The organism is Nibricoccus aquaticus, from assembly GCF_002310495.1.
GTDB classification, from domain to species: domain Bacteria; phylum Verrucomicrobiota; class Verrucomicrobiia; order Opitutales; family Opitutaceae; genus Nibricoccus; species Nibricoccus aquaticus.
Map to the genome: position 1 here is coordinate 198517 of NZ_CP023344.1, position 15278 is coordinate 213794.

The window sequence follows — 15278 nt, forward strand, 5'->3', positions numbered from 1 at the left end:
CCCAGACCATGTGCCGCGTCCGCCGAATGCCAATCCCCATGATTCGCCTCCCCCGCGCGTTTTTCTCCGCCCTGCTGTTTGTCGTCCTCCTCGGGCCGCTCTCCGCCCAGTCGCCCGACAGCCTCATTAGCGCGAAAGACCTCCTTAACCTGAAACAGCTCGGCGCTCCCGCGATTTCTCCCGACGGCACCCGCGTCGTCTACACCGTCCGCAGCATCGAGGAATCCACCGCCAATCCCGGCGAGTACGCCTACCGCACGCGCATCTGGATGATCCCGCTCGACGGCATCGGCGGCCCCCGCCAGCTCACCCGCGGCGACGGCAGCGCCTCCTTCCCCGTCTGGCATCCGAGTGGCGACCGCATCGCCTTTGTCCGCTTCGAAAAATCCGTCCCACAAATCTGGGTACTCCCGCTCGGCCCCGGCGGCGAAGCCTTCCGCATCACCGCGATCCCCAATGGCGCCACCCACCCCCGCTGGTCGCCCGACGGCACCAAACTCCTCTTCTCCTCCACACTCACGCTCTCCGAAGTCCGCGACGAATTCGCCCAATCTCCTAACGCCCAAACCCTCTCCGCCTGGCCCGACGAACGCCCCGGCCGCCCCAAACCATCCCACGACACAGCCACGTCCGCTTCCGATAAAAACGAAACTGCACGCCTCAACGGCACCCGCGAAGCCGAGCGCCGCTGGCTCGACCGCCGCGAAGCCGCCGGCAATCCCCGCGTCCTCACCCGCCTCGAATTCATCGGCGACAGCGACCTCGCGCCCGAGGAAGAATTCACTCACCTCTACGTCGCCCCCGCCGAGGAAAACGCCGCCGCCCAACTCCTCACCCCCGGCTTCCTCAGCGCCGACGGCGCCGAATGGGTCAACCTCCCCGACGGCCCGCGCGTCGTCTTCAGCGCCGAGTCACCTGGAGAAATTCACCCCGACCGCGTTCTCGATCGTGCCCTCTGGAGCGTCGGTCTCGATGGCGCCGCGCCCCGCACCATTCTCTACACGCCCAACTTCGCCTACACCCGTCCCACCGCTTCGCCCGACGCCCGCACCATCGCCTTTCTCTCCGACGATCTCTCGCTCAACTCCTACGGACAAACCCAGCTCGGCGTCATCGCCGGCGACGGCACCAACCGCAAAATCCTCACCGCCAAAATCGACCGCAACGTCTCCCGCCCCAAATGGTCCGCCGACGGCACGCAGGTCTACTTCACCGCCACCGCCAACGGCGGCCACCCGCTCTTCCGCGTTCGCGCCGACGGCTCCGCCGATCCCGAAGTCCTCACCGGCGTCACCAACGCCATCCGCGCCTACGACATCGGCGCCACCCACGGCATCGTCGTCCTCTCTCAAGCCGCCAACCCCTACGAACTCCACCGCCTCACCCTCGCGACCAAAGAATACCGCCTCATCACCGCGCACAACAGCGAGTGGCTCCGCACCAAATCCATCTCCGTCCCCGTCCGCCGCCAGCTCACTCTCAGCGACAACACCAAAATCGACTCCTGGCTCATCAAGCCCACCTTCCTAGAACCCGGGAAAAAATACCCGCTCCTCGTCGCCATCCACGGCGGCCCTCACGCCATGTGGGGCCCGACCGACGCCGGCATGTGGCACGAATTTCAATTCTTCGCCTCACGCGGCTACGGCATCCTCTTCTGCAACCCTCGCGGCTCCTCCGGCTACGGCCAGGAATTCCAAAAAGGCAGCTTCCAAAACTGGGGCCCCGGCCCGGCCTCCGACGTCCTCGCCGCCACCGACCAAGCCTGCACCGAACCCTGGGTGGACAAAGAAAAACTCGTTCTCTCCGGCGGCAGTTACGGCGGCTACCTCGCCGCCTGGATCGTCGGCCACGACAAACGCTTCAAAGCCGCCGTCGCCCAGCGCGGCATCTACGACCTCGCCACTTTCTTCGGCGAGGGCAGCGCCTGGCGTCTCGTCCCGTATCATTTTGGCGGTTACCCGTGGCAGCCGTTCGTCCGCCGCCTCCTCGACGCCCAATCCCCGCTCTCCCACGCCGAGCACATCGTCACACCGCTCCTGATCGAGCACGGCGACAACGACCGCCGCACCGGCACTGCCCAGAGCGAAATGCTCTTCCGCGCCCTCAAAGTCCTCAACCGCCCCGTCGAGTACGTACGCTATCCCAACGCCACCCACGAGCTCAGCCGCTCCGGCGATCCGGCCCAGCGCATCGACCGACTCCTCCGCTTCGACGAATTCTTCCGCCGCTTCATCGGCGAATAAAATCAGCCAAACACCACGCCGACGCTCAACAGCACCGCGTACAGCGCCAGCAGTTTCCCCGTGTCACCGAGCAACACGATCAACTCCGCCGGTGTCTCCGACGCTTCCAGCCGTCGCATCTGCCGCAACGCCAGCGGCGCAATCGCCAGCGGCAGCAAAATCACCGGCTCGTAATCCCCGCGCAGCATCAGATGCACCGGCATCGTGAACGCCACGACAAGCGAGACCCCGAACTGAACGCGCGCCGCCCGCCGCCCAAACCGCACCACGAGCGTCCGCTTACCCGCCTTCGCATCCGTCTCCACATCGCGATAATTATTCACGACCAGAATATTCGCCGCCAGCAGCCCGATGCCGACCGATCCAAGAAACACCTCCTGCGTCACCTCACCCGCCTGCACGAAGTAAGTCGCGCACACAGCCACCAGTCCGAAAAAGATAAACACGAAGAGATCGCCCAGCCCGTTGTAGCCAAGCGGATACGGTCCACCGGTGTACGCGACGCCGCACACAATGCTCGCCACCCCGATCACCAGCAGCGGCCAGCCGCCATAATTAAGAAGCGACAACCCGACCAAAAACGCCGCCACAAACACGCCCGTCATCGCCGCCTTCATCGCAAGCGGCGTCACCAGCCCGGAGGCCACCGCGCGACGCGGTCCAACCCGCTCCGCCGTGTCCGCGCCCTTGATGAAGTCGTAATAGTCGTTCGCGAAATTCGTCCCGATCTGGATCAGCAACGCGAACCCAAGACACGCCACTGCCGCCGGCCACACAAACGCCCGGTCACCCCACGCAAACGCCGAGCCCACCAGCACAGGCGCTATCGCCGCGGGCAGCGTGCGTGGACGCGTAGCAGCGAGCCAGATCATCAAAGGCGAAGGCGATGCACTCATTCGCCGCTGAGCCCACGTGAGTTTTCCAAGTTTGGCAATCTGGCCGTAAAACACTCCTCCGGCCTATGCACAAAAAAGCCGCGTCAGTTTCGACGCGGCTAAATAGAGACGTGATACGAGCAGAACTCAGATGATCATCGCCGCGCCGACCGTGGCATTCGTCTGCTCATCGACGAGGATGAGGCTGCCCGTGTTCCGGTTGCGCTTGTACGCATCGAAGAACAGCGGCGACGCCGTGCGGATCTGCACGCGACCGATATCATTCATGCCGATCTCAGTGTCGCCCTCGACCTTGTGAAGCGTGTTGATGTTCATCTTATAGCGGACCGCCTTGATCGCGCACTTCACTTCACGCGTCGTGTGGCGGAGGATGTATTTGCCGTTTGGATTGAGCTTGTTGGGCGAAAACCAGCACAGCATCGCCTCCACATCCTGGCTGATCTGCGGCTGGTTGTTCGGCTTCACGATCATCCCGCCGCGCGAAATATCGATCTCGTCCGTGAGCGTCATCGCGATCGACATCGGCGAAAACACTTCCGACGTTTCGCCATCCGGACCGTGCAGCGATTTGATCTTCGACGTGAATCCCGACGGAAGCGCGAGCACTTCGTCACCGACTTTGAAAACGCCGCCCGCCACGCGCCCCGCGAAACCGCGGAAGTCGTGATGATCGTCGGTGTTCGGACGGATCACCGTCTGCACCGGGAAACGCGGATCGATGTGGTTCGCGTCGCTGCCGATGTACACCGTTTCGAGCGTGTAGAGCAGCGGCGAGCCCTTGTACCACGGCATCTTCTCCGACTTATCGACGACGTTGTCGCCGTGCAGCGCGCTGATCGGGATGAATTTGATGTCCGCCACTTCGAGGCGCGATGCGAACTCCGTGTACTGCGCGACGATGGTGTTGAAGACCTCCTCTTTGAAATCGACGAGGTCCATTTTGTTCACGCAGACGACGATGTGCGGGATGCGCAGCAGCGACGCGATGAACGAGTGGCGGCAGGTCTGCTCGATCACGCCTTTGCGCGCGTCGATCAGGATGATGGCGAGGTTGGCCGTGGAGGCGCCCGTCACCATGTTGCGCGTGTATTGAATATGGCCGGGCGTGTCCGCGATGATGAACTTACGCTTCGGCGTGGCGAAGTAGCGATACGCGACATCGATCGTGATGCCCTGCTCGCGCTCGGCGCGCAGACCATCCGTCAGGAGCGAGAGATTCAGATGCTCTTCGCCGCGCTGTTCGGTGGCGCGCTCGATGGCGTCGAGTTGGTCCTCGAAGATCGCCTTCGAGTCATAAAGGAGACGTCCGATCAAAGTGGATTTGCCGTCATCGACACTGCCCGCCGTGGTGAAGCGGAGCAGGTCCATGGAAAGATAATGAGCGTCGGAGTGAGACATGGATTCGGTTGCGGACACGCGTTGACGCGTAGTGCTGTTGTTTGAAATCGGAGATAGTTTCGTCGGAGCGATGCGAAGAGCGCCGGTTTAGAAATAGCCGGCTTTCTTGCGGTCTTCCATCGCGGTCTCTGAGCGCTTGTCGTCGGCGCGAGTGCCGCGCTCGGTCTGCCGTGCCGAAGCGACTTCTTGGACGATGTCGCCGAGCGTGGAGGCCGTGGACTCGACCGCGCCAGTGCAAGTCGCGTCGCCCACCGTACGAAAACGCACGATCCGCTCTTCAAACTTTTCGCCCGGCAGCAACGTGATGAACGGCGTGTTCGCCAGCAACGTGCCGCCGCGGTTCACGACTTCGCGTTTGTGCGAGAAGTAGAGATTCGGCAGCGGGATTTTTTCGCGCGTGATGTACTGCCAGATGTCCATCTCGGTCCAGTTGGAGAGCGGGAACACGCGGAAATGCTCGCCGTGATTCTTGCGCCCGTTGAACAGATTCCAAAGCTCCGGCCGCTGGTTCTTCGGGTCCCACTGGCCGAACTCGTCGCGGTGCGAAAAGAAACGCTCCTTCGCGCGGGCCTTCTCCTCGTCACGACGCGCACCACCGAGGCACGCGTCAAACTTCAGCTCCTCGATCGCGTCGAGCAGCGTCACCGTCTGGAGACCGTTGCGCGAAGGATTCAGCCCCTTCTCTTCAGTCGCGCGCCCCGCCTTGATCGAGTCTTCCACGTAGCGGACGATGAGACGCGCACCGAGATCCTTCGCGAGCCAGTCGCGAAACTCGATGGCCTCCGTGAAATTGTGCCCGGTGTCGATGTGCACGAGCGGGAACGGGATCTTCGACGGCGCGAACGCCTTCTGCGCCAGGCGCACCATCACGATGGAGTCCTTGCCGCCGGAGAACAGAAGCGCCGGCCGCTCGAATTGCGCGGCGACTTCGCGCATGATGAAAATGGCCTCGTGCTCCAGTTGCGCGAGATGGGTCAGGTTGTACGAACTCATGTAAGGGAAATGTTAGGACGCACCGCCGCGTGCAGATGATCCAGCGACGCCTCGGGCGACTCCGCCTCGGTGTCGATCACCAGAGAAACTTCGCCCGCCGCCGGCTCTTCGAACGCGGAATCTTTACCGGTGAACTGCTTCACGCCACCCGCGCCCGCTTTCGCATAGAGCCCCTTCGGGTCGCGACGAGCGCACGTTTCAAACGACGCCTTCACGTAAACGTCGAAAAAATCCTCCGCACCTATGATCTCGCGCGCCGACTCCCGCAACGCTTTCAACGGCGTGATAAACGAGCAGATCGGGACCACGCCCGCGTGCGCGAACAGCTTCGCCACTTCAGCCACACGGCGGATATTTTCCACGCGGTCAGCATCGCTAAAACCCAGCCCGCGATTTAACCCGCTGCGCACATTGTCGCCATCCAACAAATGCGTTGTGAACCCCTCTGCAAAAAGCCTCCGCTCCAGCGCCACCGCGAGCGTGCTTTTGCCCGATCCCGACAACCCATAAAGCCAGATCACCCGGGCCCGTTGTTTCAGCCGCGCCTCCTTCTCGGAGCGCCTCAAAACACGGTCGAAGATCGGATGAATGTTATCGGCGGCGGTCATTATCTTGAGTGAGTTGATGACCTAATATAACTAAAAATTCTCCCGCAAGCGAAATTCCGCCCTAAACCGATAACCTCCTGATGAACAAATTCTCACGACGTCCTCACCCGCCTCACTGAATTTGAAACCCCTGAAATTGCCCCGGGCCCTTTCGCGCCGACCGCTCTGCTTTCCGGATGTACCCATGCATCTTCTCCTCCACCGCCTTCACAAACGCATCCACTTCTTCCGCCGCCCCCTGCGCCTCAAGATGCACGCGGCCGTCTGCCAGATTCTTCACGAAGCCCGTGATCTCGAACTCCTTGGCGACTTGCAGCGCACTGTAACGAAAGCCCACGCCCTGCACGCGCCCCGTGAAAAACACCGTCTCGTGATGAACATCGGCCATATAGTTGGAGCAGCGACCCTAGCCAGCCGCTACTCGGCGATTCAACCCGCAAAAAACCTTTCCCCGCGCTGGCGCGAAACCGGCTTTTGCGTTGCGTTATCCGAAGCCGGGCAGCACGGTGCCGCCCGCAGTTTCAACCAACACGAATGAGCAACTTCAACCCTGACGGCCCCTCTGAAAACGAGTGGGATGACCGCGGTGATCTGGCCTGGAACGAATTCGATTGGGAGCAATATCTCCGCCACCAGGACGAGGTCGTCATCCGCTACCTCGCGTTCTACGAGCAGCTAAAAGAACACCCCGACCGGCTCGACGAGGTCGCCCACTTCATGGGCTGGGACAAAGAGGACTGGAGCTCCGAAGGCACCACCCTCGGCGAAGACTCCGCTGACGCCGACGACGAACAGGAATCCCGCGAAGGCGAAGAAACTGCCGAGTTCGACGCCGACCCCTATACGCTCCACAAGAACCCGATTTTCATCGCGATCAAAGCCATCCAGCTCGGCCTCAAACGCGGCTGGGAACGCATCGCCCACGATCCGCAAAAAGTCCCGCAAGCCCTCGCGCTCACTTTCCAGACCTCTCTCCATCGCAGTGACGAAAACGCCATGCTCGCCATCCAGGCGCTCGATTTCGGCGACTACGCGATGGCGATCAGCCTCTTCAAGCGCGCCCTCCGCGATCTCAACCAATCGCTATCGCTGCTAGACGAACGCGCCGTTTCGTTCTCCCGCTCACTGGCCAGCTTCCGCGAAGACGCCCTCGCCCGCCTCTTCGATCTGCGCGAGGTTTATCTCCGCGTGATGAGCGAGTGCCGCGAAGAACTCGAACGCCCGGCCGACGGCGACGACAGCGAAAAATAAGCTCCGCTCGCCCTGCCCGCTTCGCGCTTCGGCTCAAGCCAATCCTCCCAACTTCCAGCGCGCGTGGCTCAGTTCACGCGCGCTTTTTTGCGCTCCGAAAAAATCACCTCAAAACGGCTTCCCGCGCTGGCAAAACTGCAACGCCACGCCCCACGGATCGCGCATCATGATCAGCGACGATCCGTCCGGCGTCTCCTCGATGACAAACGTCGCACCCGCCTTCTCCAGCCGCTGGCGCTCCGCCCGTGCATCCTTTGCCACAAACGCGACGTGAAACACCAGCGGGTGCTGCGTCGCATACGCTGGATACGCCGCAGCCGGATTCGAGTAGAGCTCCACGATCACCCGGCCGGTATCATCGGCGAGGAAGTGCGTGTAAGGCGCGTCCTCGCGCTTGCGAGCGACCGTGAGACCCAGATTATGCACCCACCACGCCGCTTGCGCGCGCGCGTCGGGAACGTTGATGGCGAAGTGTTCGAATTTCATGGGGCGTGAGAACTGACAGGTTTCAGGTTCAGAAGAAAATCGCGGACTTTGGCGCGGGCCACTTCGCCACCGTCTTCGGGTACGTAATGCCCCGCGTCGCGCAAACGGCAGATCTCCGCATCTGGATAAATCTCCCGCCAGCGATCCAGGAACGCGTCGTTAAAACAAAAATCCCACGCGCCCCACACGACCAGCTTGGCCTTGTCCGCAAGCAACGGCAGACGCCACTCGATCTCCTCCAGCGTCGCCCGGCTCGGATGATCTTTCTCCAGCGGTATGTCCGCCACAAAACGATGCACCGCGATCCGGTTCGCCCACGAATCGTACGGGAAAAGAAATCCGCGCGCCTCATCCTCTTTCAGTTTCCGCGCGTGCATCGACATCCACGTCGCCGGCCACGCGAAAGCGTTGAACGCCCGCACCAAAAACTCCCCCACGCCTCCCGCCCGGCAGATCGCGATGCGCCCCGGAATGCGATCCGACACAAACGCCGCCGTGTTCAAAATCGTGATGCGTCCGATCATCTCCGAATGCCGTGTCGCATAACCAAATCCGATCGCCCCCCCCCAATCGTGAACGACCAAATGAACTTTCTTCAGTCCAAGCGACGCCACCAGCGCCTCCACATCCGCGATCCGCGTCGCCAGACGGTAAGAATAATCCTGCGGTTTCTCCGACAGCCCCATGCCGATGTGATCCGGCACCACACAGCGCATCGTCGGCGCGACTAGCTTCACGAGATCGCGATAGAAAAACGACCACGTCGGATTTCCATGCAACATCACCACCGCCTCATCGCCGCGCGGACCTTCGTCTAGAAAACTCATCCGCGCGCCATGCGGCGTCTGAAACGATTTCGGCGCGAACGGATAAAGCGCACGCAGCCATTCGGGGATTTTTATTTCGTCCGTGCTCATCACCACTCCAATGCGAGCATCAGACAGTTTAGCCCGCTGCCGATTCCCAGCAGCCCCACACGCTCGCCGTCCTTCACCGCGCCCGCATCGAGCGCGAGCGCCAGCGTCGCCGGCAACGACACCGAGCCCATGTTGCCGAGCGTTTCGAACGTCGAAAAATCCTTCGCCAGATCCAGCCCAAGCGTCTCGTAAAGTTTCCGCCGATGCACCGAACCGACTTGGTGGCAGATAAACCGGTGCGTGTCCTCCGCCGTGAATCCCGTCTGCGCCGTGAAATCGCTCCACGTCTCCCGCGCCAGCTGCACGCCCGCGATGAGCAGTTGCTCAGAGTCCGTCTGCATCGCCAGCGCCTCCGCACCGTGGCTGTCACCCTGGCAAAGTTCGCTATGCTGCGTCGCCGCCCGCCCCGCTCCGCCGAGCAACCGATGCGCGCGGCCCTTGACCAACGACCGATGACACAAAATCGCGCCCACCGCGCCAGAGCCGATGGTGAGATTCGCGAAGAACGGTTTGATCTCGTTTCGGTTCAACGGCGCCGACGCCAGATGATTGAGCGTCTGCTCGATCAGCGGCCTTCCGTTTTCACCCGAGACAACCATGCCTGCTAGAATCTGCCCCGACTCGATCATGCCCGCGAGGATCACCATCGAGTTCAGAAATCCCAGGCACGCATTCGACACGTCGAAAATCTGCGCCGTCGCCGGCAATCCGATCTTGCGATGCGCAAACGACGCCGTCGCCGGCTCCAGCATATCCCGGCAAACCGCGCCATGCATGAACATCTGGATCTGCTCCGCCCTCAGCGACGACTTCGCCAGCACCGCTTTTCCCGCCGCCGCGCTCGCGTCCGACGGACGCGTACCCAGCGACCAATGACGCCGCTCACGAATCCCCGTCATCAACTCCAGCCGCCCAAACGGCAGCTTCAGCCGCTCGTACATCGGCCGCAGCCGCTCCTCAATGGCCGCCGACGTCATCACCTCGTCCGGCAGGGCGACCGCGAGCGACTCGAGACAAACGTTCTGAAAGCGCATAGGATTCGTCTCGCCGTTAAACCGGCTTCATGGCCAGCCGGATAATCTCCTGATCGAAGTAATTCGAGCCGAGTCCCGCATCCACCGTAAGCGTCGTCCCATTCATGCCACTGCTGCGCGGGCTCAATAGAAATACAGCCGAGTCCGCGACCTCCTGCGTGCTCAGGTTGCGCTTACGAAACGTCATCTTCTCTGCGTACAGATAGCTCTCGATGTATCCGGGAATTCCAGCCGAAGCGCTCGTCTTGAGCGGCCCCGCGCCGACCACGTTGAAACGCACCTCGCTGTGCGCGCTGAACGACTTCGCCAGAAAACGCGTCGCTGATTCCAGCGCCGCCTTGATCGGCCCCATGTAACCGTAGTTATCCGGCGTCACCAGCAGTGACGAAATACCGATCGTCACGACCGACGCATCCTTCGCCAGATGCGGCTTGAACGCCTTCGCCAGCTCGACGAGGGAGAATGCCGAGATCGCTGTCGCCTGCAAAAAGTCCGCGCGCTTCGTTTCATAGAACGCCTTGAATCCCTCCGCGTAATTCGCGAACGCGATCGAGTGAACCAGCCCGCTCAACGCCCCATGCCCCGCCGCCGCGATCTCGCCCGCCAGTCGCTCCGCCGCGCCTTCGTGCTCCACGTCGCAGATAAAAACCGGCTTCCCCGCGAGCAACGTCTCCAGCGATTTCCTCCGCGCTTCCGAGCGCACGCTGTAAATCACCGTCGCACCCTGCTCTTCGAGCGTCTTCGCGATGTGCCACGCCACGCTCTTCCGATTGGCCACGCCAAAAACGACAAACGTCTTTCCGGTAACTTGGAGAAAATCAGCCATGCTCGCGATCTCGGTTACTGCTGCTGCTGTTGCTGCTGCGTGGCCGCAGCCGCGGCACCGCCTTCAGGTGTCTTCCACGCCACCGTGAAATCGACGCTCAGCACCCGCGTGCCGTCCGCCTTCTTGATCGCGCCCGCCATCATCGTGAATCCCGCAGCCATGTCTTTTTTCTTCACCTCGATCACGATCTGATCGCCCGGATAAACCGGATTGCGGAAACGCACATCGCTGATCTTCGCCATCAACGGCACTCCTTCGCCCGGCTTCGCGCCCGCCGCTTGCGCCTGACGCGCCATGTACAGCGCACCCGTCTGAAAAACCGCTTCGCACAACAACACGCCCGGCGTGATCGGCGCGTTCGGATAATGGCCTTTGTAGAAATCTTCCTCCGCGCGCAAAGTGCGTTTCGCCGTCAGGCTGTCGGCCGTTTCGGAAACGATTTCGTCCACAAACAGAAACGGCGGACGATGCGGAATGAGGGAAGTGACAGCGGGGAAGCTCATGAGTTTTCAGTTCTGAAAATTACACAGAGGACACAAGAGGTCGCACAGAGATCACAGAGAAGCAGAAACATTCTTGGACGACTCTGTGGCCTCGGTGCCACCTCCGTGTTCTCTGTGTAACTTCTGCTTCTGCGCCCGCACATACTGGTCGATCTTGTTGGCCGTGATCACCCCGTAGTTAATCGTCCCCAGCCAGCCCGACATGATGATGCCGACGCTGCCCGCATGATAGAGTCCCGGCAGTTTCTCCGAAATCCCCATCGACACCGGCAGTCCTTCGAACTTCGTGCCGAACGACGTCCCCGCCATGTGCGTCGTGTACCGCTCGATCGTCCGCGGCGTCGCCGCCTCCTTCCAATCTATCTTCGCACGCACGTCCGGGATGTAGCGCTCCAGCGAGACGATCGACTCCTCGATTAGCCGCGCCTTCTGCTTCTCGTACTCGGCCTCGTCCATCGCCTGCCAGTCCGGATAGCGCCCGTTCAGCGACGCCACCACCGTGTAGCGATCGGAGCCCGGCCGCGTATCCGGATAATAAACCGAAAACGTCCGGCTCGTCGTGTGGAGATCCGTCAGCTCGTCGTTGCTGTACTTTGGCGCTTCCGAGGTGAACACCAGATCGCCGATGTGTGGGATCGTCTCGCCCTTCCGAATGCCGAGATACACCTGGCACGAGCTCGTGTTGATCCGCACCGCTTTCGCCTGCGCCACAAACTCCGCCGGGAAATTTTCCTCACCCGCCAGCCGGAAGATCGTGTTCTTGATATTCGCGTTCGAGAGCACTGCCTTCGCCCGGATCACACGTCCGTTGCCCGCCACGATGCCACACGCGACCTTTCGCCCGTCACGTTCCTCGACCAGAACTTTTTCCACGAGCACCTTCTTGCGCAGCTCCACGCCGTTCTTCCTGAGCTCGTCGGTCATCTTCTCGATGAGCACATCCGAGCCACCGCGAAACGTGTACACGCCCCCGCCCATAAAATTGCTGAACACGATGCCAAACGTGATCGCCGGGTCGTCGAAGTTCGAGCCGTTCGCGTAAGAGATCGGCTCCATCAACAACCGGTGAACGTCTTCCCGTCCCGGGAAAAACCGCGCGAGCATCTGGCCGGTCGTCTCGGGATTGTTGTCGTAGTAATTCATCGCCCGCAGGTGATCGTAGAACGTCTCCACCTGCTCGCGCGGCAGCTTGAACTGCTCGACCAGCACCCGCGTGTAATCTTCGCGCGTGAACGTCGTCCACACGTCCATCTGCGGATTCACGAAACGGATGTCCTTCAGCTGCACGATCGAGTCCGCGATCTCCTTCGTCCAATACTTGCGGCACGACTTCAGCATCCCACTCGGAAATCCATGCAGCGAAATGTCGAAGATATGACCGCCCTTGCGCGTGAACCACGTCGCCAGCCCGCCGAACTGATAGTGATGTTCGAGCAAGAGCACGCGATGCCCCGCCTTCGCGAGGACATTGGCGCCGGTGAGACCACCGAGACCACTGCCGATCACGATGACATCGTACTCATCGGCGACACCTTTCAACCAGTCGTAAGCCATGGAAAACGAGTGAGTGAAGGCCCGCGCCGCCCGAGCGCAAGGGCGGTTTTAGGAATGAAACGCCCGCCGCCCATCCTCTGCCGCTATTGCCTCGACTCACCCGGCCAGCACATCGCTTCATCTGCCGCCCCCAGCAACTCACAACCCCGCCGCATCCTCCGATCATGGACTGGTTTTACGCTGAAAAAGACGAACGCAAAGGCCCCGTATCCGAAAACGAGATAGCCAGCCTCATTGCCTCCCGAAAAATCGACCGCGATACCCTGGTCTGGAACCAGACGATGTCCGACTGGAAACCCGCTGGCCTCACGCCGCTGTTCCCAAGTGCAGCAAAGTCACCACCACAATTACCGCTCTCGCCCGGCCAGCATCTCTGCATCATCACCGGGAAACATTTCCCCGAATCCCAAATGCTCAAGACCGAGCACGGCTGGGTTTCCGTTGAGGGCAAAGACACCTACTACCAGTCCATCCGCGAGGGAGCCCCGATCCCGCTCGCCGATGGCCTCTGCAACGCGCGTGCGCACGGCAAGTACATCGTCATTCCCGTCGTCGGAGGAAAACTTCCGCTTCGCTGCATCAAAACCAACCAGCCGGTGCCCGAGAATCTCGCGAAAAGGAAAACACTCTACTGGTGTACGCCCTGGGTCTTCCTGGCGATTCTGGCCAATATCCTCATCCTCGCGGTCCTATATTTCATCCTCCGGAAAAAAGTGGTCGTCGACATTCCGTTGAGTGCCGATGGACAGCGAGAGGTCACGTTCAAAAAGACCATCGCATGGCTCACCTTCTTCGCCGGAATCGCCACGATCATCTGGGGCGGGGCGACGATCAACTCTACCTCACACGGCCCGATAGTTTTCATCGCTGGCTTCATCATCCTCCTCGCCTCGCTTGTTTATGGCGGACGCGCCGCCCATGCCCTGCGCGTCGCGAAATGGAAGGGCGGCGACGCCTGGTTGACCGGCGCATGCCCCGCCTTTCTCGCATCACTCCCCAAATATCCGTGACCCTTCGCGTTCATCGCCAGCGCTACTGCCGCTTAACCTTAACACATTCCCTCAGCTCTTCGTGAGGATATGATAATTCGCCATCGAGATGCCGCTGAGCATAGCCCCGACGATCCCCAAAAATCCCTGATCGGTCCCGCACAGATAAACGTTCTCCAACGCCGTCCGCCCCTGCCGGTTCTTCACCGGCGATCCATAGATTGCTCCGGCTGCATGTCCGGTGAACTTCGTAATCGTCCGCGGCGTAAACATATCTGTCGCCACCGTGGCCCGCTCCAGCGCATCGGCCGCAGGCAGCATCGGCAAAAATCGTTTCGCGCTCTCCGTAATCGCCGTGTACCAGCGCGCCTTGTCCGCGCGATACGCTTCCTCCGGCAGATGCGCCCAGCGGTCATAATTCGCCAGACACGTGCAGCGGAAAAAACCTTCGCTCAACATCTGCCCATCCGGGTACGCGAAATTATTCGGGAAACAAATCACGCCGCTGCGCACATCCACCTGCGCCTCCGGCCGCTCATAACTGAAACGCTCCGAATCGTTGAAAAACACGATCGTGTCATCGCCCCACCCCAGCGTCGCCGGCTGGCAGTTCAGCACACTGATCGTCTCCGTGTAGCTCAGCCGCCCCGCAGGCTGATGCGGCACCGTAGCCGCCGCACCCGCGGACAACGGCGGATCGATCTGAAACCGCGTGTTACTGTCGATGAGCGACGCCGTCTCCGGCCCGCCCGCCGAACTAATCACATGCGTCGCCGAGATCTCGCTCCCATCATCGAGCACCAGCCCCGTCGCCCGCCCGCTCGCATCCGATAAAATCTGCCTCACCCCGCACTTCATCCGCCGCTCGCCACCCGCCTCGCGATACTTGTCCACCAGCACGCGCAAGATCACGCGCACGCCATCGAGCGGACGCGCAAAACCTTCGAGGAAGAGCGCCTTGAACATGATCACGAACTGCCCGAACTCCATGTCCCGCTCGTTCGCGCTGCCGTAATACATCAGCGGACAAAACAACATGTCCTCCAGCAGCGCATCGCTTACATAACTCCGCACGACCTCACGCGCCGACACCGCCTTCGCATCCAGTGCCACGTCATCGTACGCCCTCACCGCTTCGACGAGCGTTCGGAAACCATCGATCTGCTTCGGAAACGCCCGCGCCACTTCGCTCTCAAACACGGAAAAATCATTCGTGAACGTCAGCGACGTTTCCCCGCGTGGCCCAAACGCCACCCGCGAGCGCTTCTGTTCGCACAGCGCGAACTCGTCTCGCTCGATGCGCAGCTGCCGCAGCAATTTCCCCAGCGGCGTCCCCTTCACGCCGGGCTTCACGAAGTTCGTCAACGCGTGCAACCCCACGTCAAACTTCCTCCCCGCGATACTATAAAATCCATTCAACCCTCCGACCGCATTATGCCGCTCGAAGATGCACACGCGCTTGCCGAAATGCGCGAGCCGGATACCCGCCGCGAGGCCGGACATGCCTGCTCCGATGATGGCGACGTCGTAGTGTGTAGCGGTGTTCATAAATCCCAAAGTGAATCGCCAAGACGCAA

At 61.3% G+C, this 15278-nt stretch carries 15 protein-coding genes; 3 read left to right on the forward strand and 12 right to left on the reverse strand.

The features are described 5' to 3' along the window. The first annotated feature begins 38 nt into the window (after positions 1 to 38). The gene (locus tag CMV30_RS00855) at positions 39 to 2246 is read left to right on the forward strand and encodes a S9 family peptidase (RefSeq protein ID WP_175414685.1); all 2208 of its coding nucleotides are present in this window, start codon (positions 39 to 41) and stop codon (positions 2244 to 2246) included. A 2-nt stretch (positions 2247 to 2248) separates the two neighbouring features. On the opposite strand, the gene CMV30_RS00860 is transcribed toward CMV30_RS00855, so the two are convergent. The 5 genes from CMV30_RS00860 to CMV30_RS00880 all read right to left on the reverse strand — a co-directional run bounded on the left by CMV30_RS00860 (position 2249) and on the right by CMV30_RS00880 (position 6529). Continuing rightward, a complete protein-coding gene (locus CMV30_RS00860) occupies positions 2249 to 3118 on the reverse strand; it encodes a 1,4-dihydroxy-2-naphthoate polyprenyltransferase (RefSeq protein WP_245844359.1) in 870 nt (289 codons plus the stop codon). 150 nt (positions 3119 to 3268) lie between these two features. Then, positions 3269 to 4540 carry a sulfate adenylyltransferase subunit 1 gene (locus CMV30_RS00865; protein ID WP_096057546.1) on the reverse strand — a complete coding sequence of 424 codons (1272 nt, stop codon included), beginning with the start codon at positions 4538 to 4540 and terminating at the stop codon, positions 3269 to 3271. Positions 4541 to 4627: 87 nt separating this feature from the next. Further along, on the reverse strand, positions 4628 to 5533 hold the full coding sequence (gene cysD / locus CMV30_RS00870) for a sulfate adenylyltransferase subunit CysD (protein WP_096054269.1): 906 nt from the start codon (positions 5531 to 5533) through the stop codon (positions 4628 to 4630). After that, complete coding sequence (gene cysC, locus CMV30_RS00875; RefSeq protein ID WP_096054270.1) at positions 5530 to 6141, reverse strand: adenylyl-sulfate kinase; 612 nt, start codon at positions 6139 to 6141, stop codon at positions 5530 to 5532. The genes cysD and cysC overlap by 4 nt, the downstream gene beginning before the upstream one ends. Before the next feature lie 112 nt (positions 6142 to 6253). Beyond that, complete coding sequence (locus CMV30_RS00880; RefSeq protein WP_096054271.1) at positions 6254 to 6529, reverse strand: acylphosphatase; 276 nt, start codon at positions 6527 to 6529, stop codon at positions 6254 to 6256. 146 nt (positions 6530 to 6675) lie between these two features. On the opposite strand from CMV30_RS00880, the gene CMV30_RS00885 reads away from it, so the two are divergent. Continuing rightward, on the forward strand, positions 6676 to 7392 hold the full coding sequence (locus CMV30_RS00885; protein ID WP_096054272.1) for a hypothetical protein: 717 nt from the start codon (positions 6676 to 6678) through the stop codon (positions 7390 to 7392). Positions 7393 to 7500: 108 nt separating this feature from the next. On the opposite strand, the gene CMV30_RS00890 is transcribed toward CMV30_RS00885, so the two are convergent. From CMV30_RS00890 to CMV30_RS00915, 6 genes are read right to left on the reverse strand one after another with little or no spacing between them, the layout of a single operon-like run. Then, complete coding sequence (locus tag CMV30_RS00890; protein ID WP_096054273.1) at positions 7501 to 7878, reverse strand: VOC family protein; 378 nt, start codon at positions 7876 to 7878, stop codon at positions 7501 to 7503. Beyond that, positions 7875 to 8795 (reverse strand): alpha/beta fold hydrolase, encoded by a 921-nt coding sequence (locus CMV30_RS00895; RefSeq protein ID WP_096054274.1) that lies wholly within the window; start codon positions 8793 to 8795, stop codon positions 7875 to 7877. Before CMV30_RS00895 ends, CMV30_RS00890 begins: the two co-directional genes overlap by 4 nt. After that, a complete protein-coding gene (locus tag CMV30_RS00900; RefSeq protein WP_096054275.1) occupies positions 8795 to 9829 on the reverse strand; it encodes a 3-oxoacyl-ACP synthase III in 1035 nt (344 codons plus the stop codon). The genes CMV30_RS00895 and CMV30_RS00900 overlap by 1 nt, the downstream gene beginning before the upstream one ends. Positions 9830 to 9845: 16 nt before the next feature. After that, complete coding sequence (locus CMV30_RS00905; RefSeq protein ID WP_096054276.1) at positions 9846 to 10655, reverse strand: enoyl-ACP reductase FabI; 810 nt, start codon at positions 10653 to 10655, stop codon at positions 9846 to 9848. 14 nt (positions 10656 to 10669) lie between these two features. Then, a complete protein-coding gene (locus CMV30_RS00910; RefSeq protein WP_096054277.1) occupies positions 10670 to 11158 on the reverse strand; it encodes a 3-hydroxyacyl-ACP dehydratase FabZ family protein in 489 nt (162 codons plus the stop codon). A gap of 51 nt (positions 11159 to 11209) precedes the next feature. Then, positions 11210 to 12712, reverse strand: coding sequence for a phytoene desaturase family protein (locus tag CMV30_RS00915; RefSeq protein WP_096054278.1), 1503 nt, complete (start codon positions 12710 to 12712; stop codon positions 11210 to 11212). A gap of 164 nt (positions 12713 to 12876) precedes the next feature. Here CMV30_RS00915 and CMV30_RS00920 point away from each other — a divergent pair, with 164 nt between their 5' ends. Further along, a complete protein-coding gene (locus tag CMV30_RS00920) occupies positions 12877 to 13722 on the forward strand; it encodes a DUF4339 domain-containing protein (RefSeq protein ID WP_096054279.1) in 846 nt (281 codons plus the stop codon). Between the two features lie 51 nt (positions 13723 to 13773). On the opposite strand, the gene CMV30_RS00925 is transcribed toward CMV30_RS00920, so the two are convergent. Further along, a complete protein-coding gene (locus CMV30_RS00925) occupies positions 13774 to 15249 on the reverse strand; it encodes a phytoene desaturase family protein (protein WP_096054280.1) in 1476 nt (491 codons plus the stop codon). Positions 15250 to 15278: the final 29 nt, after the last annotated feature.